This is a genomic window from Streptosporangium sp. NPDC000509, assembly GCF_042898365.1.
Classification (GTDB): domain Bacteria; phylum Actinomycetota; class Actinomycetes; order Streptosporangiales; family Streptosporangiaceae; genus Streptosporangium.
This window is the reverse complement of record NZ_JBIAYX010000001.1, coordinates 358,562-383,236: the sequence shown is the minus strand read 5'-3', so window position 1 is coordinate 383,236 and position 24,675 is coordinate 358,562. Positions and strand designations below refer to the sequence as shown.

The following is a 24,675-nucleotide window of genomic DNA, read 5'->3' as shown; positions in this document are numbered from 1 at the left end:
CTTCCGACGGCTCGGGTCGGCAAAGACGACCGGACGGCAAAAGCGGCGCCCCCGGCGCCCCCGGCATCCGTGGTGTCCCCGGCGTTCCCGGTGTCTCCGGAGCCCCGAGGGCTTCCGGTGGATCCGGCCGCCCCGAGGCGCCGGGCAGGACCTCCGCCCCCCGCCCCGGCAGGCCGCCGGGATCCGGGGCCCCACGCAGGTCCTCGGGGCCCGAGGACCCGCGCAGGTCCTCGGGATCCGAGGCCCCGCGTGGGCCGGTGCGGTCCTCACGGGCGGAAGGACCGCCGGACCCGCTGGGCTGGGTGCGGTCCGCGCCGAGGCGCGGGGGCGAGCGACCGGGGGATCACGAGCACACCCGCATGACCACACGCGGCGGCGGTGGCAGGCCGCCGCGGCCGCCGGCGCGCCCGTCGGCGGTGCTGCGCCTGGGCAACCCCCGCAGGCGCATCGGTATCGGCCTGATGGCGATGACCTTCGTGCTGTCCATCTTCGCGGGGCGGCTCATCCAGCTCCAGGGCCTCGACTCGAAGGTCTACACCGCGGAGGCGGCCAAGCAGCGCGTCCAGGGCGAGAAGCTGCCCGCGAGGCGAGGGTCGATCACCGACGTGAACGGTCACGAGCTCGCGCTCACCCTGGAGGCTCGCGAGATCTTCGTGGACCCCTCCCAGGTCTCCGCCGGCCAGCGTGACCGGGTGGCCACGATCCTGGCCAAGGAGCTGGGCACGCCCAAGGAGTCGATCGCCGCCAAGCTGGCCCAGAGCACCAGCCACTACCAGCAGCTCGCCGCGGCCGTCGACCCGCCGCTCGCCCAGCGGATCATGGCGCAGGACCTCAAGGGCGTCGGCAGCAAGCACCGTTACCGGCGTGACTACCCCGGCGGCGACCTGGCGGGCACCCTGCTGGGCTTCGTCGGCACCGACGGCACCGGGCTGGCCGGGCTGGAGAGCACCTACGACAAGCTGCTCGCGGGCCGCGACGGCGAGCAGATCATCGAGACGGGTGCCAGGGGGCAGCGCATCCCGATGACCCGCAGCACCGTCCGGGCGCCCGTCGAGGGCAGGGACGTGCGTCTGACCATCGACCGCGACGTCCAGTGGGCCGCGCAGAAGGCGATCGCCGAGCAGGTCAAGGCGACCGGGGCGCGCACCGGCAGCGCGATCGTGCTGGACACGCGGACCGGCAAGGTGATCGCCATGGCCAACGCGCCCGAGCTCGACCTGAAGAACTGGATGAACTCTCCCGGTGCCGACCGGGTCAACCGGTCGGTCACGGACGTGTTCGAGCCGGGCAGCACCAACAAGGTCATCACCGCGGCGGCGGCCCTGGAGTCGGGTGCCGTGCGGCCGGAGACCGTGTTCACGGTCGCCGACCGGATCAGGTGCGCCGACCAGGTGCTGAAGGACTCCCACCCGCATCCCACCGAGCGCCTGACCTTCTCGGGCATCGTGGCGACCTCCAGCAACGTGGGCACGATCCTCGCCACCCAGAAGATCGGCGACGAGAAGCTCCACTCGATGCTCCAGCGCTTCGGGTTCGGCACGAAGCCGGGCTCGGAGTTGCCGGGCGAGGAGGCCGGGCTCCTGCCCGACTGGAAGAGCTGGTCGGGTAGCCAGCGCTGCACGATCGCGTACGGCCAGGGGGTCTCGGTGACGGCGCTGCAGACGGCGAGCGTGTACCAGACCATCGCCAACGGCGGGGTGCGTGTCACCCCGCGGATCGTGGCCGGCACCACCGGGGAGAACGGCGTGTTCACGCCGTCGCCGCCGGGCAAGCAGACCCGGGTGGTCGGCGAGCGTACGGCGCGGGAGATCGCGACCATGCTGGAGGCCGCCGTGAGCGAGGAGGGCACCGGCAACCTCGCCGCGATCGACGGTTACCGGGTGGCGGGCAAGACGGGGACCGCGATGCGCTACGACACCAGATGTCAGGGTTATTGCGGTTATACCGCGACTTTTGTTGGTTTCGCTCCCGCGGACAAGCCCCGCCTCGTCGTCCTGGCGGTCCTCCAGGACCCCAAGGAGGGCCATTACGGTGGGGAGATCGCCGCGCCGGTCTTCAAGAAGGTGATGACGTTCGCGTTGAAGAGCGGGAAGATCCCGCCGACCGGAACCAAGCCGTCCCCGGTGCGGATACGCGCCGGAGAGTGACGAGTGAAGGTACGCTCTCGCCGTGCGTCCCCCGTCGTCAATGCGACCCTCAACCAGTTCACCCCGTCCGCTCTCGGGGCTGGCGAGCCTCATCGGCGCGCCCTCGGGCACGTCGCGAGCCCCGCTTGCCGCGGTGTCCGGGATCACCATCGACTCGCGCCAGGTGTGCCGGGGAGATCTCTACGTCGCGCTCCCGGGGGCCTCGGTCCACGGGGCCGACTTCTCCGCCCAGGCCCTCGCCGCGGGTGCCAGCGCGATCCTGACCGACGAGGCGGGAAGGGAGGCCGCGGTCGCGACCGGCCTCCCGGTCCTCGTCGTGCCCGATCCGCGGGCCCTGCTCGGGCAGGTCTCCGCCTGGGTGTACGGCAATCCCGTGGCGGACGTCATGGTCGTCGGAGTCACCGGCACCAGCGGCAAGTCCACGGTCACCTTCATGCTGGAGGCCGGGCTGCGGGCCGCCGGGCACAGTCCCGGGCTCATCGGGGGGGTGGAGATCCACGTCGGTGAGCTGCGCTTCGCGCCGAAGCTCACCACGCCCGAGGCGAGCGACCTGCAGAGCCTGTTCGCCCTGATGCGCGAGCGGGGCGTCACCGCCGCGGCGATGGAGGTCTCCAGCCACGCCCTGGCACTCGGCCGGGTCGACGGGGTGTTCTACGACGTGGCGCTGTTCACCAACCTGTCCCAGGACCACCTCGACTTCCACCGTGACCTCGACGACTACTTCGCGGCGAAGGCCAGGTTGTTCACCCCCGAGATGAGCCGCGTGGGGGTCGTCAACCTCGACGATCCGCACGGGCGTGAGCTCGCGGGCTTCGCGAAGATCCCGATGACCACCTTCTCCGCCGAGGGCGCCCTGGAGGCCGACTGGCGGGCCACCGGTGTGCGGCTGGGCCCCGAGGGCAGCACCTTCACGGTCGTGGGGCCGGGAGGCGTCGAGGAGGCCGCCTCGGTCGCCCTGCCGGGGCCCTTCAACGTGTCCAACGCTCTGGGCGCGATCGTCGCGCTGGTGGAGGCGGGTGTGCCGCTGCGGGCCGCGGTGACGGGTGTCGGTACGCTGACGGGGGTTCCGGGCCGGATGGAGCGGGTTCCCGGCGGCGAGGACTTCCAGGCCATCGTCGACTACTCGCACAAGCCCGGCGCGGTCGAGGCGGTCCTGCGCTCGCTGCGCGAGGTCACCGAGGGCGAACTCATCGTCGTGCTCGGCTGCGGGGGCGACCGTGACCGCAGTAAACGCCCAATGATGGGAGAAGCCGCCGCAAGGTTGGCAGATGTGGCTATTCTCACCAGCGACAACCCCCGCTCCGAGGATCCCCTGCGGATCCTCGCGGAGATGATGGACGGAGTTCTCGGTGTGCCCCAGGACGGGCGCGCGCATGTGATCATTGAGCCGGACCGCGCCGCGGCCATCGACCTGGCCATCGGCCGGGCGGGTCTCGGTGACGTCGTCGTCGTGGCCGGCAAGGGCCACGAGCAGGGCCAGTACGTCGGCGACCAGGTGCTTCCTTTCGACGACAGGCAGGTCGTGGCCGACGCGATCGTCAGGCGCAGGAACCGCACCGGGCGCCGAAGCATGTATGGAGAGTAGGGAAGACGCATCATGATCCCGTTGCCGCTGGCCAGGATCGCCGAGATCACCTCGGGGGCCCTCGCGGGCATGGCCGACCCACGCGCGGTGGTGCGCGGCCCGGTCGTCACCGACTCCCGCGCCGTCGAACCGGGGTCGCTGTTCGTCGCGATCAAGGGCGAACGGGTCGACGGGCACGACTTCGCGGCCCAGGCCGTCGCGGCCGGGGCGGTCGCCGTGCTCGCCGCCCGGCCGGTCGACGCCCCCGCCGTCATCGTCGGCGACACCGTGGCCGCCATGACGGGCCTGGCCACCGCCGTCTGCGCGGCACTGCCGGCGACCACGGTCATCGGCATCACCGGCTCCGCGGGCAAGACCACCACCAAGGACCTGCTCGCCAGGCTCACCGCGAGGATCGGCCCGACGGTCGCCACGGCCGGCTCGTTCAACAACGAGATCGGCCACCCGCTGACCGTGCTGAAGTCCAGCGAGGACACCCGCTACCTGGTGCTGGAACTCGGCGCGAGGAACGCGGGGCACATCGCCCACCTGACCCGCGTCGCCCCGCCGAGGATCGGCGTGGTCCTCAACGTCGGCACCGCCCACCTGGGCGTCTTCGGCGGCAAGGAGGAGATCGCGAGGGCGAAGGGCGAGCTGGTCGAGGCGCTGCCCGCCGACGGGGTGGCCGTGCTCAACGCCGACGACCCGCTGGTGGCCGCGATGGCCGGGCGCACCGGTGCCCGCGTCACCTGGTACGGCCGGGGCGAGGACGCGACCGTACGGGCCGAGAACGTGACCGTCGACGAGCGCGGTCGCGCCTCCTTCACGCTGCGCACCCCCTCGGGTGCCGCCCCGGTCGGCCTGCGCCTGTACGGCGAGCACGCGGTGGAGAACGCGCTCGCCGCCGCGGCGGCCGCCTACGAGCTGGGCCTGCCGGTCGCCACCATCGCCGAGGAGCTGTCCGAGGCCGAGCCCCGCAGCCGCTGGCGGATGGAGGTCACCGACCGCGCGGACGGCGTCACCGTGATCAACGACGCCTACAACGCCAACCCCGACTCCATGCGGGCCGCCTTCGGCACTCTGGACGTGCTCGCGGGCGGCCGCCGCCGCTTCGCGGTCATCGCCGCCCTGCGCGAGCTCGGTGACGAGAGCGCCGCGCTCAACGAGGGGCTGGGACGTCTGGCCGGGGGCGCGGGCCTGGCGGGCCTGTTCGTCGTCGGCCCCGACGCGGATCCGGTCCTGGCAGGGGCGGAGGCCGCCGTACGGGCCGCGCGGGAGAGCGTCGGCGTCGTCGCGCACGCGGGAGCGGCGCCGCACGGGGCGGGGGGACCACCGGGCGACGGCGCGCTCTCGCCTCTCTCCGCGTTCAGCGAGACCGCCGAGCCCGATGCCGCCGCCGGCGCCATCCGGATCTCGCACGCCGCCGACGCGGCCCAGGCGGGCGCGGAGCTGTCGGCACTGCTCGCCCCCGGCGACGTCGTACTGATCAAGGGACCGCGCGCCGCGGGCCTCGAACGCGTGGCCGCGGCGCTGCTCGGGGGTGACCGCCGATGAGGGAGATCCTCGTCGCGGCGGCGGTCAGCCTGCTGCTGTCCATGCTGGGCACGCCGCTGGCGATCCGCCTGTTCTCCCGGCGCGGCTACGGGCAGAGCATCCGGGAGGAGGGACCCTCCGGCCACCACGACAAGCGCGGCACCCCCACCATGGGCGGCACCGTGATCGTGATCGCCGCGCTGGTCGGCTTCGCCTGCGCCCACCTGTACAGCTTCACGCCCCCCACGGTCTCCGCCGTCCTCGTGCTGTTCCTGATGACGGGACTGGGCGCGGTCGGCTTCCTCGACGACTTCATCAAGATCTACAAGCAGCGCAGCCTCGGTCTGCGAAGCGGCGCCAAGGCGCTGGGCCAGCTCATCGTGGGCGCGGTCTTCGCGGTCCTGGTGACCCGTTTCCCCAACTCCTACCAGATCACCCCGGCCGAGACGCGCCTGTCGTTCCTGAGGGACTTCGGCCCCTCCATCGGCCTCATCGGCTTCACCATCTGGGTGCTGATCATGATCGTCGGCTTCTCCAACGCGGTGAACCTCACCGACGGTCTCGACGGCCTCGCCAGCGGCGCCACCGGCGTGGTGCTCGCCTCGTACGTGCTGATCGGCAACTGGCAGCTGCGCAACAGCTGCACCAGCCAGCTCGGACCCAACTGCTACTGGGTCCGTGACCCGCTGGACCTGGCGGTGGTCGCCGCCGCGGTGCTCGGCGCGCTGGTCGGGTTCCTGTGGTGGAACGCGCCGCCCGCGAAGATCTTCATGGGCGACACCGGTTCGCTCGCCCTGGGCGGCGTGATCGCCGGTCTGGCCATCACCACCAGGACCCAGCTGCTGCTGATCATCCTCGCCGGGATGTGCGTGCTCATCACCATGTCGGTGATCATCCAGGTCGGCTTCTTCAAGATGACCGGGAAACGGGTCTTCAGGATGGCGCCGCTCCAGCACCACTTCGAGTTGAAGGGCTGGGCCGAGACGACCATCGTGGTCCGCTTCTGGCTGATCGCCGCCCTGTGCTCCGCCGCCGGGCTGGGGATCTTCTACGTGGAATGGATGCCCAGGCTGTGAGCGTACGGACGAGCGTGGCCGGGGAGGACGTGTGATCTGCGTCGCGGGGCTGGGGGTCTCCGGCACCGCCGTGGCCCGCGCGATGGCCGGTCGCGGCGAGAAGGTGGTCGTCCTGGAGGGCAGGGACGGCGAGCGGGCCAGGGCGGTCGCGGGGGAGCTGACCGCGCTCGGCGTCGAGGTGCGCTTCGGCGAACCCGCCGAGCCTCCCGAGGGCACCTCCCTCATCGTCACCACCGGCTGGCCGCCGCACCACCCGCTGCTCGCCGCCGCCGCGGCGGCCGGGATCGAGGTGATCGGCGAGGTCGAGCTGGCCTGGCGGCTCCGAGGCGAGGGCGCCGCCCCCTGGCTGGCGCTGACCGGCACCAACGGCAAGACCACCGCGGTGCGCATGCTCACCGCGATGCTCCTCGCCGCGGGCCACCGGGCGCTCGCCGTCGGCAACGTCGGCACCCCGGTGGTGGAGGCCGTCGCCGGTCCCGGCGACGTGCTGGCGGTGGAACTCTCCAGCTTCCAGCTGCACCGCTCGCCCAGCATCGCCCCGTACGCGGCCGCGGTGCTCAACGTGGCGCCCGACCACCTCGACTGGCACGGCTCCATGGAGGAGTACGCCCGCGTCAAGGGGGAGATCTTCGCCAGGGCCGGGACGGTCGTGTACAACGCCGACGACGAGTGGGCGGCCCGTCTCGCCGCGCCGTACGAGAGCGCGGCCGGGCACGGCGCCACGGCGCGGAGCGTGGGCTTCACCCTCAAGGTGCCCCGGCCCGGCCAGCTCGGCGTGGTCGAGGACCTGCTGGTGGACCGGGCGTTCGTGGCCGACCCGGTGAGCAGCGCCGAGGAGCTCGCCTCGTTCGCCGACATCCGCCCGTTCGCGCCGCACAACGTGGCGAACGCGCTCGCCGCCGCGGCCCTCGCCAGGGCCTACGGGGTGCCCGCCGCCGCCGTCCGCGAGGGACTGCTCGCCTTCGTTCCCGACCCCCACAGGATCGCGCACGTGGCCAGGGTCGCCGAGGTCGACTACGTGGACGACTCCAAGGCCACCAACCCGCACGCCGCCGCCGCCTCGCTGGCCGCCTACCCGTCGATCGTCTGGGTCGCCGGAGGGCAGCTGAAAGGGGCCGACGTCGGCGAGCTGGTACGCCGGGCCGCGCCCAGGCTGCGCGGCGCGGTGCTCCTGGGCGCCGACCGCGAGCGAATTCGCGAGGCTCTGGCGCGACACGCCGGGAATGTTCCCGTGGTGGAGGTGGCGGGGCAAGACACTGGGGTCATGGACCGTGTCGTCACCGAAGCCGCCAGGCTCGCCGCCCCCGGAGACACCGTGCTGCTGGCCCCGGCCGGCGCGTCTCTGGACATGTTCGCCGGTTACCCCGCCCGAGGGGAGGCGTTCGCCCGGGCCGTGCACCGTCTCGCCGAGGGGCACGACGGGGGAGCGGCGTGAGCGCGACCACCCAGGAGGGCGCGCCCGCCCGCCAGGGCGCCCCCGGGCGCCCCGAAGGGTTCCGCGAGCACCTGACCGCCTTCCGTGAGCTGCTCAACCGGCCGCTGACCTCGTACTACCTGATCCTGGGGTGCAGCGGCCTGCTGCTCGTCCTCGGCCTGATGATGGTGCTCTCGGCCTCCAGCATCGAGGCGCTGCAGAAGACGGGCGATCCCTTCTACTGGTTCTTCAAGCAGTCGATCTCGGTCGGGCTCGGCCTCCCGCTGATGTGGATCTGCGCGCAGCTGCCGCCGAGGTTCTTCAGGCTCGCCGGATACCCGCTGATGGCGCTGGCGATCCTCGGGCTGGTGCTGGTGCTGTTCGTCGGCACCTCCCAGCTCGGCGCCCAGCGCTGGATCGACCTCGGCCCCGTCTACCTGCAGCCGTCCGAGCCCGCCAAGCTCGGGCTGATGCTCTGGGGGGCCGACCTGCTGGCCCGCAAGGCGCGCAACGGCATGATCGAGTGGCGCAGCCTGTTCATCCCGCTGATGCCGGGCACCGCCATCCTGGCCGTCCTGGTCATGCTGGGCAGCGACCTCGGCACCACGCTGGTGCTGATGCTCATCTTCCTGTCGCTGCTGTGGGTGGTGGGGGCGCCGCTGAAGCTGTTCGGCGGGATCCTCGGGGTGACGGCGCTCGCGACCATCGTCATGATCAGCACCGAGGGCTACCGCTCGGCGCGGATCGCCGGGTGGCTCGACCCGTGGGGCAACGCCCAGGGGGCGGGCTTCCAGGCCGTACAGGGACAGATCGCGATCGGCAGCGGCGGCTGGTTCGGGCTGGGGCTGGGGTCCAGCAGGCAGAAGTGGAGCTGGATCCCGCACGCCGAGAGCGACTTCATCTTCTCCATCCTCGGCGAGGAGCTCGGCCTGATGGGCACGCTCGTCGCGGTGGCCCTGTTCGGGCTGCTGGGCTACGCGGGGCTGCGGGTCGCCACCCGGGTCAAGGACCCGTTCATCAGGCTCGCCTCCGCCGCCGCGGTCGCCTGGATCGTGGGTCAGGCGCTCGTCAACATCGGCGCGGTCATCGGCGTGCTGCCCATCACCGGCATCCCGTTGCCGCTGGTCTCCTACGGTGGATCGGCCCTGCTGCCCACCCTCGCCGCCCTGGGCATGCTCCTGTCGTTCGCCAAGCAGGAACCCGGCGCCCGCGAGGCGCTGGCGGCCCATGGCCCCGGACCGGTGGCGCGGGGCCTAAGCTGGCTTGGCCTGGGTGGTCCGGCCAGGAAACGACGGCCGGGCCGCGGAAGACGATAAGCGAAAGGACCGAAATGAGGGTGGTCCTCGCCGGCGGCGGGACGGCCGGTCATATCGAACCGGCGCTCGCCCTGGCCGACGCGTTGCGCCGGCTCGACCCGAACATCGGGATCACCTGCCTCGGCACCGAGCGCGGCCTGGAGACCAGGCTGGTGCCCGCCCGGGGATACGAGCTGCAACTGGTGCCCGCGGTGCCGCTGCCCCGGTCCCTGACGCCCCAGCTGCTGAGCGTGCCGGGCCGCCTGGCGGGTGCCGTCAACGCGGCCGCCGGCATCATGGACCGCGTCCAGGCCGACGTCCTGGTCGGCTTCGGCGGTTACGTGGCGACCCCCGCCTACCTGGCGGCGCGGCGGCGCAACGTGCCGATCGTGGTCCACGAGGCCAACCCGCGCCCCGGCCTGGCCAACCGGCTGGGCGCGCGCCTCACCGAGCACGTGTTCACCGGCCATCCGGACACCCCCCTGGGCCGCGCCGAGCACATCGGGATCCCGCTCCGCCGCGAGATCGTCAACCTGGACCGGTTGTCCATGGGCGACAAGGCCCGGTCCTGGTTCGGCCTGGAGGCCGACCTGCCCACGCTGCTGGTCACCGGGGGTTCCCAGGGGGCACGCTCGCTCAACAGGGCGGCCCTGGCGGCCGCCCCGGCGCTGCGCAGGGCCGGGGTGCAGGTGCTGCACGTCATCGGCCCGAAGAACACGCTGGAGGAGGAGCCGCCGCCGGGCGACCCCCAGTACGTCGTGCTGCAGTACGTCGACCGGATGGACCTCGCCTACGCGGCGGCCGACTTCGCCCTGTGCCGCAGCGGCGCGATGACCTGCGCCGAACTGACGGCCGTGGGCCTGCCGGCCGCCTACATCCCGCTGCCGCACGGCAACGGTGAGCAGCGGCTCAACGCCACCCCGATCGTGCGGGGCGGCGGCGGTGTGATGATCGACGACGCCGAGCTGTCGGCGGAGTGGATCGTCCAGAGCGTGCTGCCCATCCTGTCCGACCCCGAGCGCGTGGTCACCATGTCCGAGGCGGCCGCCAGGATGGGCAGGAAGGACGCCGACGTGACGCTGGCACGCAAGGTGCTGCGGATCGCGGCGCAGGGGAGAGGCTGAATGGGCGCGCAGGGGAGCCGGGGCGGCGGGCGCGAGACCGCCGGAGACGAACGACGGCCGGAGGGGCGCGGACGCGCCCGCGCGGCGAACGAGGAGGGGTGAGCGGCCGATGAGCCTGGTCAAGCTGGTGGATCCGGTCGCGGCCGGCGATCTGGGACGGGTCCACTTCATCGGGATCGGCGGTTCCGGGATGTCCGGGATCGCGCGCATCCTGCTCAAGCGGGGAGTGCCGGTCTCCGGCAGTGACGCGCGGGGCTCGGACCTGGTGACGGAGCTGCGCGATCTGGGGGCGAGGGTCCACATCGGCCACGCCGCCTCCCACATCAAGAACGTCGACACCGTCGTGGTCTCCACCGCGATCCGCGACTCCAACCCCGAGCTGGGCGAGGCGCTCCGCCAGGGCCTGCGGGTCATCCCCAGGGCCGCGGCGCTCGCCTCCGTGATGGCGGGAAAGACCGGTGTCGCGCTGGCCGGCACCCACGGCAAGACCACCACGACCTCGATGCTCACCGTGGCGCTGCAGAAGTGCGGCGCCGACCCCTCGTACTGCGTGGGCGGGCAGCTGGTGACGACGGGCCTGGGCGCCGACGAGGGCTCGGGCGGTACGTTCGTCGCCGAGGCCGACGAGAGCGACGGCTCCTTCCTGATGCTCGCCCCCGACATCGCCGTGGTGACCAACGTCGAGCCCGACCACCTGGACAACTACGGAGACCCGCGCGCGGTCCACGACAGCTTCGCCCGGTTCGTCGAGCGCGTCACCGCCACCATGGTCGTGTGCGCCGACGATCCCGGTTCCGCCGCGCTCATCCCGATCGCCCGCGCCCGCGGCCTGAAGGTGATCACCTACGGCGAGAGCGAGGACGCCGACCTGCGGGTGGACGGGATCGTCCCCGAAGGGCTGGGCATCACCTTCACGATCGTGGGGCACGGGGAGGTCAGGCTCGCGGTGCCGGGCCGCCACAACGCGCTCAACGCCGCCTCCGCGATCGCGGTGGCGAGAGAGCTGGGCGTCTCCTTCGACGAGATCCGTGACGGCCTGGCGGCCTTCACCGGCGCCAAGCGCCGTTTCGAGGCCAAGGGGGAGGCGGGCGGGGTGGCGGTCTTCGACAGCTACGCCCACCATCCGACCGAGCTCGCCGCCGACCTGCGCGCGGCGCGGGACGTGGTGGCGTCCTTCTCCGGCGACGGCAGGGTCATCGCGGTCTTCCAGCCGCACCTGTACTCGCGGACGAGGTTCTTCGCCGACGATTTCGGTACCGCGCTCGGGCTGGCCGACGAGGCCATCGTCCTGGACGTCTACGGGGCCCGCGAGGACCCCGAGCCGGGCGTGTCGGGGGCGCTGGTGGCGGGGAAGGTGCCGCTGCCCGCCGAGCGGGTGGCCTACGCCCCCCGCCGCGACAGCGTGCCCGCTCTGGTGGCGGAGCGGGCCAGGCCCGGTGACATCGTCCTGACCATGGGAGCGGGCGACGTCACCGAGCTCGGTCCCAGGATCGTGGCGGAGCTGGCCGCGCGGTGACCCACGCCAGCGGGCGCGGGTCGCCGGAGGGGGAGTGGCGATGAACGGGGTGTGGAGGTCGGCCTTCCTGGCCCTGCTCACCGTGGGGGTGGTGGGCATCGCCGCCTGGCTGGTGTTCTTCTCCCCGGTGCTCGGGGTGAGGGAGATCCAGGTGGTGGGCAACGCGGGCCTGTCCGCCGAGCAGATCCGCCAGGCGGCGCAGGTGGCCGAGGACATGCCACTCGCCACCGTCGACGTGGCCGAGGTCGAGGGCAGGATCGGCAGGATCTCGCAGGTGGAGTCGGTGACGGTGAGCCGTGGCTGGCCGGGCACCCTGCGCGTCGAGGTCGTGGAGCGCGAGCCGGTGGCGGTGGTGCCGGTCGGTGACAGGTCCGCGCTGATGGACCGCCACGGGATCGTCACCGAGCTCAGGAACGTCGCGCCCCCGGCGCTGCCCGTGCTGAGGGTGTCTCGGCCGGGCCCGGCGGATCCCGCGACCGCGGCGGCGCTCAAGGTCATCACCGCGCTGCCGCAGAATCTCGCCCGCCGGGTCGCGGAGGTTCTCGCGCCGTCGGCGGAGACGGTCTCGCTGCGTCTCAAGGACGGCCGCGCGATCGTGTGGGGTGGCGGCGACCGCCCCGCAGACAAGGTGCGGATCCTTGTTACGCTGCTCAAGCGTCCCGCCGACACCTATGACGTCAGTTCGCCTGACGTGGTGACGGTTAAGTGATCTCATCGGATGGCGGGCGCTCCCGGAAAAGGACGGCCCGCGACACGCTGGACACGCTTGCGGCGCGGTTAGTTGACCCGCCAGGAGCGTAACTCCTACTGTCCGTATCACTCCTCAGGTTGACATAAAGCTAAATCTCAACTTGAGGGTGAGGGTTTTGGAAACGACGGCACGGGCCCCGTGCCGCATGAAATTGCAAGTCAACGAGCGGAAAGGCCCCTCGTCGTGGCAGCACCGCAGAACTACCTCGCGGTCATCAAGGTTGTAGGAATCGGCGGAGGCGGAGTCAACGCCGTCAACCGGATGATCGAGGAGGGACTCAAGGGCGTCGAGTTCATCGCCATCAATACCGACGCCCAGGCGCTGCTGATGAGTGACGCCGACGTCAAACTCGACGTCGGGCGCGAGCTCACCCGCGGTCTCGGCGCGGGGGCGAACCCCGAAGTCGGGCGCAAGGCGGCCGAGGACCACCGCGAGGAGATCGAGGAGGTCCTCAAGGGGGCCGACATGGTTTTCGTCACGGCGGGCGAGGGCGGTGGCACGGGCACCGGCGGCGCCCCGGTGGTGGCCAACATCGCCCGTACGCTGGGCGCGCTCACCATCGGTGTCGTGACCCGGCCGTTCAGCTTCGAGGGACGGCGCAGGGCGATGCAGGCCGACGCCGGCATCGAGACCCTCCGCGAGGAGGTCGACACCCTCATCGTGATCCCGAACGACCGGTTGCTGTCGATCTCCGACCGGCAGGTGAGCGTGCTCGACGCCTTCAAGGCGGCCGACCAGGTGCTGCTCTCCGGTGTCCAGGGCATCACCGACCTGATCACCACGCCCGGCCTGATCAACCTCGACTTCGCCGACGTGAAGTCGGTCATGTCCGGAGCCGGTTCGGCCCTGATGGGCATCGGCCACGCCCGCGGCGACGACCGCTCGGTCGCGGCGGCCGAGATGGCCGTCTCCAGTCCGCTGCTGGAGGCCAGCATCGACGGCGCGCACGGCGTGCTGCTCTCGATCGCCGGAGGCTCCGACCTCGGCCTGTTCGAGATCAACGAGGCGGCCCAGCTCGTCTCCACCGCCGCCGCGCCGGATGCCAACATCATCTTCGGTACGGTCATCGACGACGCTCTCGGCGACGAGGTGCGCGTCACGGTGATCGCGGCCGGTTTCGACGAGCCCGCCCCCGAGCCCAAGCAGGCCGCGCAGCCGGCCGCGCGCCCGCAGGCCGTCTCCCGCCCCGCCCCGCCCGCCGCGACGGCGCCGGTCCGCCCGCTGGCGCCCACGGTCAAGGCCGAGCCCCGCCCCGAGCCGAGGGTGGAGCACGCGCCGCCCCCTCCGGTGCGACCGGTCGCCACCCCGCAGCCGGCGCCGGCGGAGCCCACGCCCCAGCAGCAGATCTACCCGGTCCAGCAGGCGCAGCCCTCGGCGGAGCACGCAGAGCCGCACCGCGCGGAGGAGCCGCACTCCCCGCCGTTGTCGATCCCCCGCCCGGCTCCCGAACCCTCGCAGCCGACGCCGATCTCCGCCAGGGCCACCGACCCGGCCCGGCGCCGACCGGTGATCTTCGAGGAGCAGGAAGAGGAGCTGGACGTCCCCGACTTCCTGAAGTGACATCTCTCACGGTGGGGGTGGCGACGACCTGCCCGGCCGTGCCGGGAAGAATGGGCTCCGCCGGTTTGCCGACGTCCGAGCGGCGGAGATGTGACGGAAACAACACGACGTGATGAGATCGCGGCCGGGCTGGCCCGGGTGGAGGCGGAGATCGCCCAAGCCTGCCGGGCCGCCGGCCGTCACCGCGAGGAGCTGACGCTCATCGCGGTGAGCAAGACCTACCCCGCCTCCGACGTGCGGATCCTGGCCGAGCTCGGGATCACCGACGTGGGGGAGAACCGCGACCAGGAGGCGTCCGCCAAGGCGCGCGAATGCGCCGGCCTCGATCTCCGCTGGCACTTCGTCGGCCAGTTGCAGACCAACAAGGTCCGCTCGGTGGTCGGGTACGCGGACGTCGTCCACTCGGTCGACCGTCCGCGCCTGGTGGCCGCGCTCAGCCGGGAGGCGCTCGCGGCGGGACGCCCGGTCACCTGCCTGGTGCAGGTCGCGCTCGACGGCGACCCCGCGCGGGGCGGTGCGCGGCCCGAGGAGGTGGAGGCCCTGGCCGACGCCGTCGCCGGAGCCGAGGGACTTGAGCTGGGCGGGGTGATGGCGGTCGCGCCACTGGGCGAGGAGCCGGGCAGGGCGTTCGCGAGGCTGAGGGAGATCGCGAGGTCCGTCCAGCGGGCTCACCCCGGCGCCGGAGTCGTCTCGGCGGGGATGAGTGGGGACATATCCCAGGCTATCGCCAACGGCGCGACACACCTGCGTGTTGGTACGGCGTTGCTCGGTCGCAGGAAGCCCTTCGTCAGGTAATGTCCCTTCAAGTGGACCTTGGCGTCCACGTGTCCGGACAGCGGTCGAACGGTGGTGAGCTCAGGGCGGTCGGGCTGTCCCCCTGGGGCACATCTGAAGTAAGACGGAGGAAGAAGTAGCGATGGCCGGCGCGATGCGCAAGATGGCGGTCTACCTCGGTCTTGTTGAGGACGACCGCTACGAGAGATACGACAGCTACCCCGACGACGAGTACGAGGAGTTCGACGACGCGCGCCGCGAGGGCGACGAGCGGTCTGGCACGGTCCACGACCTCCAGGACGACACCGACTCCGGCGTCCCCGCCCCGAGGCCCGCGACGGCCCTTCTGGAGCGCCGTACGACCGATCTGGCGCGCATCACCACCCTGCATCCCCGCACGTACAACGAGGCGCGGACCATCGGCGAGCACTTCCGTGACGGCACCCCGGTCATCATGAATCTGACCGAGATGGTTGACAGTGACGCCAAGCGGCTCGTTGATTTCGCGGCAGGTCTCGTCTTTGGCCTACACGGCAGCATCGAACGTGTTACGAACAAGGTGTTCCTGTTGTCCCCAGCCAATGTCGAGGTGACCGCCGAGGACAAGGCTCGAATCGCGGAACGCGGATTCTTCAACCAGAGCTAGAGTTCCATCATGAACAGTGACCGGCCTAACAGGTCCCGACGGGCCAGAGGACGGCAGAGCGAAGTGGAGGCGGGCACGGACCGTGGGGATCGTTAGCGGGATCTTGGTCTTCGTCCTGTCCATCTACCTCGTCCTGCTGATCGGCAGAATGATCTTCGAGACGGTGCAGGCGTTCGCGCGCCAGTGGCGCCCCACCGGCATCGTCCTGGTGCTGGCGGAAGCCGTATACACGGTGACCGACCCACCTCTCAAGTTCCTCCGCCGTTTCATTCCACCACTCCGGTTGGGTACGGTGGCCTTTGACCTAAGCTTCACAGTGCTGTTCATTGTGGTCTTGGTCTTGATCCAACTCGTGTCCGCGCTTCGTTGATCGGGTACCGTCCCCCCGGACAGACTCCAAGCGCGCCAAGGAGACCGAAATGCCGCTGACACCCGCCGATGTGCGGAACAAGCAATTCAGTACGACCCGCCTTCGGCCGGGTTACGACGAGGAAGAGGTAGACGCCTTCCTCGATGAGGTCGAGTCCGAGTTGGACCGTCTCATTCAGGAGAACGAGGAGCTCCGCGCCAAGCTGGCGGAGTGCCTGCGGGGCAAGGTCCCCGGCGGTATGGGCATGGCGATGGCGCCGGCCCCCATCGCCGAGCCCAAGCCCGAGATGATGATGCAGCAGCAGCCGGAGCCCATGCGCGCTCCCGAGCCGGTGCAGCATCAGCAGCCTGTTCCCGTCGCGATGGGAATGCCTCCGGCCGAGGACAACATGGACACCGCGGCCCGCGTTCTCGCCCTCGCCCAGCAGACCGCCGACCAGGCCATCGCCGACGCCCGCCGTGAGGCGGACGAGACGGTGACCCGGGCGCGCCGCGAGGCCGACGACATCCTCGGCAAGGCACGTCGCCAGGCCGAGCAGGTCATCGGTGACGCGCGTGCCCGAGCCGAGACGCTGGAACGTGACGCGCAGGAGCGGCACCGCCAGGCCATGGGCTCTCTGGTGCAGACCCGCGACGAGCTTGAGCGCAAGGTCGAGGAGCTCCGCAGCTTCGAGCGCGAGTATCGCAGTCGCCTGAAGCTGTACCTGGAGAACCAGCTCGCGGAGCTGAACGTGGCTGCCGAGGGCAGCGGCGGGTTCCCGATCGTGAGCGGGCCTCCGGCGATGTCCCACGCGGTGGCTCAGGGCGGTCAGCCGACCCTCCAGAGCGCACCCAACCCGTTCGGCGGTGACCCCTCGCAGCACTCCGGTGCCTTCCAGGGCGTTGACGGTCCTCACAACGACCGCCGCTAAGGTGTCGGGTCATCCCCTTGACCCGCACCCGGGAGTCTCTCTGTGATCCTTATCAGCGCCGGTTTGGTACTCACGGCCATCGTCCTGCTCATCGCGGGGTTCGTGCTGGCCAAGCCATTTCTGGTCATGTGGTCGATCGCGGTCAGCGTGCTGTCGGCGGTCTTCCTGGTGATCGGGGCGTTGCTGCGCCGCCACGAGTTGTTCCCCGGCGGGGACGCCGGGGCATCTCAGCCCCTTCCCCAGAAGGGACCGATGCCGGCCGGGCCGCTGCCCGCGCCGCACGGGGTGCCGAACCACCCTTCGGCGCCACAGCAGATGATGGTGCGGCACGGGATGCAGCAGGCGCCCGTGGCCCCGACCCAGCCGCGACGCGGCCCGGTGGCCGGACCCGCCACCGCCGCGGCGAGGCGGGGCGCCCTGGCCCCCGAGGCCATCGTGCTGGTCATCCCCGGCCGTAAGCGCTATCACGTCGCGGGGTGCCGCCAGCTGGCCGGCAGGGATCATGAGGAGCTCACCCACGAGGAGGCGCTGGAGGAGGGCTTCACGCCCTGCACCACGTGCCTGCCCGCAGACTCCGCCTCCGGGCCCCAGCCGCGGGAGACCTCGCCCGAGGCGCGGAAGCCCGACGAGCCTCTGACCGCCTCTCGGGAGTCCGGCCCCGTCGCCGGTGCTCGCGAGCCAGGTGTTCATGAGGCCACCGCTCGCTTCACCTCCCCGTACCGGCCCGTGCAGCCCACCGCTCCGTCCGGTGGGGTCTCGTCCGGCGGGCAGCAGACTCCCGGAGCGCGGCCCGAACCTCAGCGGCCCGAGTCCCAGCGGCCCGAATCCCAGCGCTCCGAATATCAGCGGCCCGGCGAACAGCAGGGGTCCGAGACTCAGGGGTCCGAATCGCAGCGGCCCGAGACAGCGGCATCGCAGGGCCGTTTCGAGGCTTCGCAGACCAGGGCTGAATCTCCGGCGTTTCCGGCGTTTCCGGTCGCGAGCCGCGACGCCGCGCCCGCCAGGCCGGAGAGCTCCGCAGGCGGTCGCGAGAGCACCGCGTCCCGCCAGGAGACCGGGCGTCCGGAAGCCGAGCCCTCCCAGCAGGACCCCGTCGTCCCGGTCGCCCGGCCCTACGTCCGGTCCTCCGAGCCCCAGCCTCGGGCCTCCGAGCCCCGGCCCCAGCCTCAGAAGCCCGCGAGCCCTCCGGCCCGCCCGGCGGAGCAGCCCACCCGACCGGCGATCCAGCTGCCGAAGATCCCCGAGATCCCGCACGCCGCGTCCGAGGCCACCAGCTGGTTCAGCCGTGATGTGGCCGCGCAGGCGGCAGGGGAGAGCCGGGAGGCCTCCGCCGGCTCCGTGGGCGCCTCGGCCAAGCCCGGTTCGCCGAAGCCGGAGCCTGACTCCGCGAAGGCCGGACCCGAGCCCGCCGCCTCCTCCGGTACGTCGGCCACGGACGCCTCGGCGAGCCGGGCCGGGGCGTCCGACCCCGATGAGCCGGACGCCGGCGGGGTCGCGTCCGCGAAGTCCGGGTCAACCGGGCCCGAGCAGGCCGAGGCCGAGCCCACCAGGCCCGCTTGGACCAAGCCCGCGAAGGACGAGCAGACCAGGAGCCGACCGGCCGAGGCCACGTCCGCCGATTCCGCGAAGGGCGGGTCCGGCGGCGGCGAGGCCCGCGCCGAGGCCGTCTCCGGCGAGAACGCCTCCTCCGCGGAGGCGGAAACCACGACCGCCGGTCGGGAGACCTCTCCGGAGCCCTCGGGTTCCTCCGGGCGGGAAGACTCCGCCACGGTCGGCACCCCCGAGCCGGTGGAGCCGGCCGAGACCGCACCCGGGCGCGCCGGGCGGCAGGTAGCGGCCGACTCCACCTCAGCCGAACCCGACCCGGCACCCGAGAACGCCTCGGCCGATGTGAGGTCCGAAGCAGGCGCGAGGATCTCCTCCCGCGACGGCCGCGACGACGGCGACGCCTCCGATGATCGCGACGCCCCCGATGATCGAGACGACGACACCTCTCCCGGCGGTATCCCCGCCGTCAAGGACCGGCCGCGCCCCGCGACCGAGGAGCGGGAGATGGACGGCGAGACGGTCACGGTCATCGCCGGCACCCGCCGTTTCCACGATTCCGACTGCCCTCTCGTCAAGGGGGCCAGCGTGGGCGGCAGCGGCGTCGAGACCACGACCCGAGCCGAGGCCGAGCGGGCCGGTCTGAGCAACTGCCCGATCTGCCGGATCGACCGCCGGACGTGAGCTGACCGGGCAGGCCGGATGCCCGGCCCTTACCGGCCCCTCCGCACATCCGTATCGCTGTGAACCATGACGGCCGGGGTTTTCTGGAGGACATCCAGGAAACCCCGGCCGCGTCCGGTCTCGCCGACCTTCCCGGGCCGGTCCGACCGGTTGAGCCGATCGGACCGGCCGGACCGGTCAGACCGTCGTCGCGCGGCGGAGCTGGAAGGTCAGGCCCAGCTCCGCGTCGCCGTGAACGGGGAGGTCGTCGGCGCCGCCCTCGGTGAGGGAGACGGCGAGGACCTCGTCGGCCACCGTCTGTCCCTGGGTTCGCAGGGCCTCGGCCAGGTCGGCGTCGCCGGTGGACCACCACACGTCGATCCGGTCGGCGATCGACAGGCCGGTGGACTTGCGGGTGTCCTGGAGCAGGCGGATGACGTCGCGGATCAGGCCCGCGCGGCGCAGCTCGTCGGTGATGGTCAGGTCGAGGGCGACCGTCTCACCGGCCCCGGCCTCCACCGCCCAGCCCGACCTCGGCTGCTCGGTGACGATCACGTCGTCGGCGCCGAGCTCCACGGTGCCCAGCTCTCCCGCCTCCACCGGGACCGGTGAGCCGGTACGGAGCGCGCGGGCGAGCTCGGCGGGATCGGCGGCGGTGACGGCCGAGGCGACCAGCTTGGTCCGCGAGCCGAACCGCTTGCCCAGCGCCCTGAAGTTGGGCTTGACCGTGAAGGACACCAGGTCCGCTCCGATCCCGGACAGGTCCTCCAGGTCCTTCACGTTGAGCTCGTCGGTGATCAGCTCGCGCAGTTCCGGGGGGAGCGTGGCCCAGCCGGGGGCGCCGACCAGGGCCCGGCCGAGCGGCTGGCGGGTCTTGACCCCGCTGGAGGCGCGGGCCGAGCGGCCCAGCTCCACCAGGCGGCGGACCAGCGCCATCCGCTCGGACAGCTCCGGGTCCAGCAGTTCGCCGTTGACCTCGGGCCAGGAGGCGAGGTGGACCGAGGAGGGGGCGTCGGCGTCGGCGTCGCGGAGCACGTCCCACACGTAGTCGGTGGTGAACGGCACCACCGGCGCCATCAGCCGGGTGACCGTCTCCAGGCACTCGTACAGCGTGGCGAACGCCGCGGGGTCACCGCTCCAGAAGCGGCGCCGGGAACGCCGTACGTACCAGTTGGACAGGTCGTCGAGGAACTCGGCGAGGCGCCGCCCGACGCGGGCGGTGTCGAAGACGTCCATCGACGCGGTGACCTCGTCCACGGTCCTGTGCAGCTCGGCGAGGGCCCAGCGGTCGATCAGCGGGCGCTCGTGGTACGCGGGCGCCGCCGACAGCTGGGACGGCGACCAGGACTCCGCGTTCGCGTACAGGGTGAAGAACGACGTGGTGTTCCAGTAGGTGAGCAGGACCTTGCGGACGATCTCCTCAAGGGCGCCGTGCCCCACCCTGCGGGCCGCCCACGGCGAGCCGGAGCAGGCCATGTACCAGCGCAGCGCGTCGGCGCCGTGCTGGTCCATCAGCGGCATCGGCTGCAGGACGTTGCCCAGGTGCTTGCTCATCTTGCGGCCGTCCTCGGCGAGGATCAGGCCGAGGCAGAGCACGTTCTCGTACGAGGACCTGCCGAAGACGAGCGTGCCCACCGCCATCAGCGAGTAGAACCAGCCGCGGGTCTGGTCGGTGGCCTCGCAGATGAACTGCGCGGGATACGCCTTGGCGAGCATCTCCTCGTTCTGGTACGGGGCGCCCCACTGGGCGAACGGCATCGAGCCCGAGTCGTACCAGGCGTCGATCACGTCGGGGACCCGGCGCGCCTCGTCGCCGCAGGTGGGGCAGGGCAGGGTGACGTCGTCCACGTAGGGGCGGTGCGGGTCGAGCGCGGAGACGTCCTGACCGGACAGGCGGCTCAGCTCATCCAGCGAGCCGACGCAGGTGACGTGCGAGTCGTCGGTGGTGCAGACCCACAGGGGCAGCGGGGTGCCCCAGTAGCGTGAGCGCGACAGCGACCAGTCGACGTTGTTGCGCAGCCACTCGCCGAACCGGCCCCACTTGATCGTCTCGGGGTACCAGCTGGTCTTCTCGTTCTCGGCGAGGAGCTGGTCCTTGATCGAGGTGGTGCGGATGTACCAGGCGGGGAGGGCGTAGTAGAGCAGCGCGGTGTGGCAGCGCCAGCAGTGCGGGTAGCTGTGCTCGAAGTGGCTGCCCCGGTAGAGCAGGCCGCGCGTCCGCAGGTCGGCCGTGAGCCCCTCGTCGGCGTCCTTGAAGAACGTGCCGCCGACCTGGGGAACGTTGTCGAGGAAGCGGCCGTCGGGGCCGATCGGGTTGACCACGGGCAGCCCGTAGCGCTTGCAGGTCGTCATGTCGTCGGCGCCGAAGGCGGGCGCCTGGTGGACCAGGCCGGTGCCGTTGTCGGTGGTGACGTAGTAGCCGAGCACCACGTAGTGCGCACCGGGGATGTCGACCAGCTCGAAGGGGCGCGTGTAGGTGGTGTGCTCCAGGTCGGCCCCCTGGAAGGAGGCGAGGACCTCGGCGCCCTCGCCCAGCGCGGCGGCGAGCAGCGGCTCGGCCACGACGAGGACCTCGTCGGATCCGGCGGGACGGGCCGCGACGTAGGTCACGTCCGGGTGCACGGCCACGGCGGTGTTGGAGACCAGGGTCCACGGCGTGGTGGTCCAGATCAGCAGCGAGGCGCCGAGGTCGGCGAGCGGCCCCGAGGTCGCGGGCATGCGGACGTAGACCGACGGGCTGTTCACGGTCTCGTAGCCGCCCGGCTGGCCCAGCTCGTGGTCGGACAGGCCGGTGCCGCAGCGGGGGCAGTACGGGGTGATGCGGAAGTCGCGGGTGAGGAGATCCTTGTCGAAGATGACCTTGAGCGACCACCAGACGGACTCCACGTAGGCGGGGTCCATCGTGCGGTACGCCTGGGACAGGTCGATCCAGTAGCCCATCCGCTCGGTCATTTCCTCGAAGGCGTCCACGTGCTTCAGCACGGACTCGCGGCACCTGTCGTTGAACTCGGCGATGCCGTACGCCTCGATCTCCTTCTTGCCGGAGAGGCCGAGGGACTTCTCGACGGCGACCTCGACGGGCAGTCCGTGGCAGTCCCAGCCCGCCTTGCGGGGGACGTTGTAGCCACGCATCGACTTGTAGCGGGGGAAGACGTCCTTGAAGACACGCGCCTCGACGTGGTGGACGCCGGGCATGCCGTTGGCGGTGGGCGGACCCTCGTAGAAGACCCAGTTGGGACCGCCGGCGTTCTGCTCGACCGAGCGCTCGAAGATCTTGCCGTCCCGCCAGCGGTCGAGCACCTCGTGCTCAAGCGCGGGAAGATCGACCTGCGCGGGAAGAGAGCGGAAATAGGCGGACATGATGGGCTGGACCTCCACGCTGGAACCGGCTGTGGCGTGGAGGGACGAGGCCGTCGGGCCCCGCGGTACCACCCTCCTTGACCTCGCGTGCGAGGCCCTCTTCCTTCGGTCTGCTGCCGGGTCTACTGGGCCGCCGCGGATCTTCTCCGAGACGTCGCGGCCGTTCTTCCGGCGGCTCCGGGGTGATCGTGCCTTCGCGCCTCGCCCCGGGCTCGCACCGTCCCCGGGTCGCTCGTGCGAGGGGATGCGGAGGTTGCTGTCCCCATCAACGCCTTGCAGGCTCACACGATAACGCACCCGCCCCCCTGGAAGCTTCCCGTTATCGAGGCAGGCTGAGCGGAATCAGGGGGAAGCGACCGGATGTTACGGGAGTGGTAAACAATGCGGCGGGTCGTTTGCCGTTCCGTTATAGAAGACCTAAGCTGCCCGCACCGCTTACCACATTGGAAACGGTCATCGAGCAAGGAGGCCGCCATGGCCGCGACCGTGCGCGCACACAACAGCGCGGTGGCGCCGTCCCAGGACGGCGCCGTCGTCACCTGGTCGGCCGAGGAACTCAAGGTGGTCCGTGAGCAACTGGCCACGGAGATCCGAGAGCTCACCGAGGAGATCGCCAAGGCCGAGACGGAGATCGCGTCGAGCGACGTCACCGACGGCGCGGGCGACGATCAGGCCGACGCCGGAGCCCGGACGTATGAACGCGAGCGCGAAATCGCCCTTACCCTGAACTCGCGCGACCTGGTCGCGCAGAACGAGCGAGCGATCGCCCGGATCGACGCGGGGACCTACGGAGTGTGCGAATCGTGCCATCAGCCGATCGGAAAGGAGCGCCTTCAGGCGTTTCCGAGGGCGACGCTGTGCGTGGCCTGCAAGCAGCGGGAGGAGCGCCGCTGACCGGTGACAGCGAGGACGGGGCGGTTTCCGCCGCCCCGCTCCCGAGGCGGCGGATCGCCGTACTCGCGATGATCGTCCCTGTCATCTACGCCCTCGACCTGGCCACGAAGACCCTCGTGCTTCGGACCCTGGAGGGCAGGGAACCGCTCGTGGTCGTCCCGGATCTCCTCCAGTTCCGGGTGATCTTCAACTCGGGGGCCGCCTTCAGTCTCGGCACCGGGATGACGATCATCTTCACCTGTGTCGCGACCGCCGTCGTGGTGGCGATCCTGCGCACCGCGCGCAACCTGCGCAGCCTGCCCTGGGCGATCACGCTGAGCCTGCTGCTCGGCGGGGCGCTCGGCAATCTCACCGACCGGATCTTCCGCTGGCCCTCGGGCTTCGGGCCCGGCAGGCCCTCGCCCTTCCAGGGGCACGTGGTCGACTTCATCGAGACCTTCCCCGGCCACTTTCCGGTCTGGAACGTCGCCGACTCGGCGGTCGTCTGCGGAGGCATCCTGGCGGTCGTTCTCGCCTGGCGGGGCTACCAGCTCGACGGCACGCGCGACACGGGAGCCGAGAAGACCACGAAGGAAACGAAGGAGAACAGCGATGGCTGACCGGCGAAGCCTCCCCGTCCCCGACGGGCTGGAGGGCGAGCGCCTCGACGCCGCCCTGTCACGCCTGTTCGGCCTCTCCCGCACCCGCGCGGCCGAGCTGATCGTCGCCGGTGACGTGCTGGTGGACGGCGCGACCGCGATCAAGTCCGACCGGGTACACGGCGGCGCGTGGCTGGAGGTCACCCTCCCGCCGCCGCCCACCACGCCGATGCCGGTGGCCGAGCCCGTGCCCGGAATGCACATCGTGTACGAGGACGACGACATCGTCGTCGTCAACAAGCCCATCGGCGTGGCCGCCCACCCGACCACCGGGTGGACCGGTCCCACCGTGATCGGCGGTCTGCTGGGCACCGGCCACCGGGTGGCCACCAGCGGCGCGGCCGAACGCCAGGGCATCGTGCACCGGCTGGACGCCAACACCACCGGCGCGATGGTCGTCGCCAAGAGCGAGCACGCCTACTCCCACCTGAAGAGGGCTTTCAAGGAGCGTACGGTCGACAAGCGCTACCACGCGCTGGTCCAGGGCCACCCCGACCCGCACCGAGGCACGGTGGACGCGCCGATCGACCGCCATCCCGTCGGGGACGGCCGCTGGGCGGTGGTGGCCGGGGGCAAGGACTCGGTCACCCACTACGACACGATCGAGGCGTTCCGCGCGGCGTCGCTGCTGGACATCAAGTTGGAGACGGGCCGCACCCACCAGATCCGGGTCCACATGTCGGCGCTGCGCCACCCGTGCGTCGGCGACATGCTGTACGGGGCCGACCCCACCCTGGCCGCGCGCCTGGGGGTGAGCAGGCAGTGGCTGCACGCGGTCTCCCTCGCCTTCGAGCACCCCTCCACCGGCGAGTGGGTCTCCTTCAGCACCGCCTACCCCGACGATCTGGCCCAGGCTCTCAGGATCGTCGCCGCCGAGTCCTAGCGCCGCACGCCG

General features: G+C 71.6%; 19 protein-coding genes. 18 read left to right on the top strand and 1 reads right to left on the bottom strand.

Going from position 1 to position 24,675, the window contains the following annotated elements:
* Window positions 1-359 precede the first annotated feature (359 nt).
* From ACFY3D_RS01410 to ACFY3D_RS01340, 15 genes are all read left to right on the top strand, one after another.
* On the top strand, window positions 360-2,147 hold the full coding sequence (locus ACFY3D_RS01410) for a peptidoglycan D,D-transpeptidase FtsI family protein (protein ID WP_389973429.1): 1,788 nt from the start codon (window positions 360-362) through the stop codon (window positions 2,145-2,147).
* 40 nt (window positions 2,148-2,187) lie between these two features.
* On the top strand, window positions 2,188-3,732 hold the full coding sequence (locus tag ACFY3D_RS01405; protein ID WP_389973426.1) for a UDP-N-acetylmuramoyl-L-alanyl-D-glutamate--2,6-diaminopimelate ligase: 1,545 nt from the start codon (window positions 2,188-2,190) through the stop codon (window positions 3,730-3,732).
* A 12-nt stretch (window positions 3,733-3,744) separates the two neighbouring features.
* The gene (murF, locus tag ACFY3D_RS01400) at window positions 3,745-5,265 is read left to right on the top strand and encodes a UDP-N-acetylmuramoyl-tripeptide--D-alanyl-D-alanine ligase (protein ID WP_389973423.1); all 1,521 of its coding nucleotides are present in this window, start codon (window positions 3,745-3,747) and stop codon (window positions 5,263-5,265) included.
* Window positions 5,262-6,320, top strand: coding sequence for a phospho-N-acetylmuramoyl-pentapeptide-transferase (mraY, locus tag ACFY3D_RS01395; protein ID WP_350948098.1), 1,059 nt, complete (start codon window positions 5,262-5,264; stop codon window positions 6,318-6,320). The genes murF and mraY overlap by 4 nt, the downstream gene beginning before the upstream one ends.
* Before the next feature lie 31 nt (window positions 6,321-6,351).
* Window positions 6,352-7,755, top strand: coding sequence for a UDP-N-acetylmuramoyl-L-alanine--D-glutamate ligase (gene murD / locus ACFY3D_RS01390; RefSeq protein ID WP_389973420.1), 1,404 nt, complete (start codon window positions 6,352-6,354; stop codon window positions 7,753-7,755).
* Window positions 7,752-9,050, top strand: coding sequence for a putative lipid II flippase FtsW (gene ftsW / locus ACFY3D_RS01385; RefSeq protein ID WP_389973418.1), 1,299 nt, complete (start codon window positions 7,752-7,754; stop codon window positions 9,048-9,050). The genes murD and ftsW overlap by 4 nt, the downstream gene beginning before the upstream one ends.
* A 14-nt stretch (window positions 9,051-9,064) precedes the next feature.
* Window positions 9,065-10,153: an undecaprenyldiphospho-muramoylpentapeptide beta-N-acetylglucosaminyltransferase gene (murG, locus tag ACFY3D_RS01380; protein WP_389973416.1), complete on the top strand. Its 1,089-nt coding sequence runs from the start codon at window positions 9,065-9,067 to the stop codon at window positions 10,151-10,153.
* Between the two features lie 109 nt (window positions 10,154-10,262).
* Window positions 10,263-11,669 (top strand): UDP-N-acetylmuramate--L-alanine ligase, encoded by a 1,407-nt coding sequence (murC, locus tag ACFY3D_RS01375; RefSeq protein ID WP_350948102.1) that lies wholly within the window; start codon window positions 10,263-10,265, stop codon window positions 11,667-11,669.
* Window positions 11,670-11,709: 40 nt separating this feature from the next.
* Window positions 11,710-12,378, top strand: coding sequence for a cell division protein FtsQ/DivIB (locus ACFY3D_RS01370; protein ID WP_389973413.1), 669 nt, complete (start codon window positions 11,710-11,712; stop codon window positions 12,376-12,378).
* A 225-nt stretch (window positions 12,379-12,603) separates the two neighbouring features.
* Window positions 12,604-13,980, top strand: coding sequence for a cell division protein FtsZ (gene ftsZ, locus ACFY3D_RS01365; RefSeq protein WP_350948104.1), 1,377 nt, complete (start codon window positions 12,604-12,606; stop codon window positions 13,978-13,980).
* Between the two features lie 90 nt (window positions 13,981-14,070).
* Window positions 14,071-14,775, top strand: a complete 705-nt coding sequence (locus tag ACFY3D_RS01360) for a YggS family pyridoxal phosphate-dependent enzyme (RefSeq protein WP_389973408.1) — start codon at window positions 14,071-14,073, stop codon at window positions 14,773-14,775.
* A gap of 121 nt (window positions 14,776-14,896) precedes the next feature.
* Window positions 14,897-15,400, top strand: a complete 504-nt coding sequence (locus ACFY3D_RS01355) for a cell division protein SepF (protein WP_350948106.1) — start codon at window positions 14,897-14,899, stop codon at window positions 15,398-15,400.
* An 82-nt stretch (window positions 15,401-15,482) separates the two neighbouring features.
* Window positions 15,483-15,770 carry a YggT family protein gene (locus tag ACFY3D_RS01350; protein WP_030909817.1) on the top strand — a complete coding sequence of 96 codons (288 nt, stop codon included), beginning with the start codon at window positions 15,483-15,485 and terminating at the stop codon, window positions 15,768-15,770.
* Between the two features lie 49 nt (window positions 15,771-15,819).
* Window positions 15,820-16,680: a DivIVA domain-containing protein gene (locus ACFY3D_RS01345; RefSeq protein WP_350948108.1), complete on the top strand. Its 861-nt coding sequence runs from the start codon at window positions 15,820-15,822 to the stop codon at window positions 16,678-16,680.
* 42 nt (window positions 16,681-16,722) lie between these two features.
* Window positions 16,723-18,909, top strand: coding sequence for a hypothetical protein (locus tag ACFY3D_RS01340; RefSeq protein WP_389973404.1), 2,187 nt, complete (start codon window positions 16,723-16,725; stop codon window positions 18,907-18,909).
* Window positions 18,910-19,086: 177 nt separating this feature from the next.
* Here the strand turns inward: ACFY3D_RS01340 and ileS are convergent, their stop codons facing one another.
* Complete coding sequence (gene ileS, locus ACFY3D_RS01335; protein ID WP_389973400.1) at window positions 19,087-22,248, bottom strand: isoleucine--tRNA ligase; 3,162 nt, start codon at window positions 22,246-22,248, stop codon at window positions 19,087-19,089.
* A 474-nt stretch (window positions 22,249-22,722) separates the two neighbouring features.
* Between ileS and ACFY3D_RS01330 the strand changes: the two genes are divergently transcribed.
* From ACFY3D_RS01330 to ACFY3D_RS01320, 3 genes are read left to right on the top strand one after another with little or no spacing between them, the layout of a single operon-like run.
* A complete protein-coding gene (locus ACFY3D_RS01330; RefSeq protein WP_350948111.1) occupies window positions 22,723-23,142 on the top strand; it encodes a TraR/DksA C4-type zinc finger protein in 420 nt (139 codons plus the stop codon).
* A complete protein-coding gene (locus tag ACFY3D_RS01325) occupies window positions 23,106-23,741 on the top strand; it encodes a signal peptidase II (RefSeq protein ID WP_389973396.1) in 636 nt (211 codons plus the stop codon). The genes ACFY3D_RS01330 and ACFY3D_RS01325 overlap by 37 nt, the downstream gene beginning before the upstream one ends.
* Window positions 23,734-24,663, top strand: coding sequence for an RluA family pseudouridine synthase (locus ACFY3D_RS01320; RefSeq protein WP_389973393.1), 930 nt, complete (start codon window positions 23,734-23,736; stop codon window positions 24,661-24,663). The genes ACFY3D_RS01325 and ACFY3D_RS01320 overlap by 8 nt, the downstream gene beginning before the upstream one ends.
* Window positions 24,664-24,675: the final 12 nt, after the last annotated feature.

Excerpts from the sequence above, each read along its gene's own strand:
- ACFY3D_RS01370 (WP_389973413.1), top strand. The coding sequence starts at position 11,710 with ATGAACGGGGTGTGGAGGTCGGCCTTCCTGGCCCTGCTCACCGTGGGG.
- ileS (WP_389973400.1), bottom strand. The coding sequence starts at position 22,248 with ATGTCCGCCTATTTCCGCTCTCTTCCCGCGCAGGTCGATCTTCCCGCG.
- ACFY3D_RS01330 (WP_350948111.1), top strand. The coding sequence starts at position 22,723 with ATGGCCGCGACCGTGCGCGCACACAACAGCGCGGTGGCGCCGTCCCAG.
- ACFY3D_RS01405 (WP_389973426.1), top strand. The coding sequence starts at position 2,188 with ATGCGACCCTCAACCAGTTCACCCCGTCCGCTCTCGGGGCTGGCGAGC.
- ACFY3D_RS01345 (WP_350948108.1), top strand. The coding sequence starts at position 15,820 with ATGCCGCTGACACCCGCCGATGTGCGGAACAAGCAATTCAGTACGACC.
- ACFY3D_RS01320 (WP_389973393.1), top strand. The coding sequence starts at position 23,734 with ATGGCTGACCGGCGAAGCCTCCCCGTCCCCGACGGGCTGGAGGGCGAG.
- mraY (WP_350948098.1), top strand. The coding sequence starts at position 5,262 with ATGAGGGAGATCCTCGTCGCGGCGGCGGTCAGCCTGCTGCTGTCCATG.
- ACFY3D_RS01355 (WP_350948106.1), top strand. The coding sequence starts at position 14,897 with ATGGCCGGCGCGATGCGCAAGATGGCGGTCTACCTCGGTCTTGTTGAG.
- murC (WP_350948102.1), top strand. The coding sequence starts at position 10,263 with ATGAGCCTGGTCAAGCTGGTGGATCCGGTCGCGGCCGGCGATCTGGGA.
- ACFY3D_RS01410 (WP_389973429.1), top strand. The coding sequence starts at position 360 with ATGACCACACGCGGCGGCGGTGGCAGGCCGCCGCGGCCGCCGGCGCGC.
- murF (WP_389973423.1), top strand. The coding sequence starts at position 3,745 with ATGATCCCGTTGCCGCTGGCCAGGATCGCCGAGATCACCTCGGGGGCC.
- murG (WP_389973416.1), top strand. The coding sequence starts at position 9,065 with ATGAGGGTGGTCCTCGCCGGCGGCGGGACGGCCGGTCATATCGAACCG.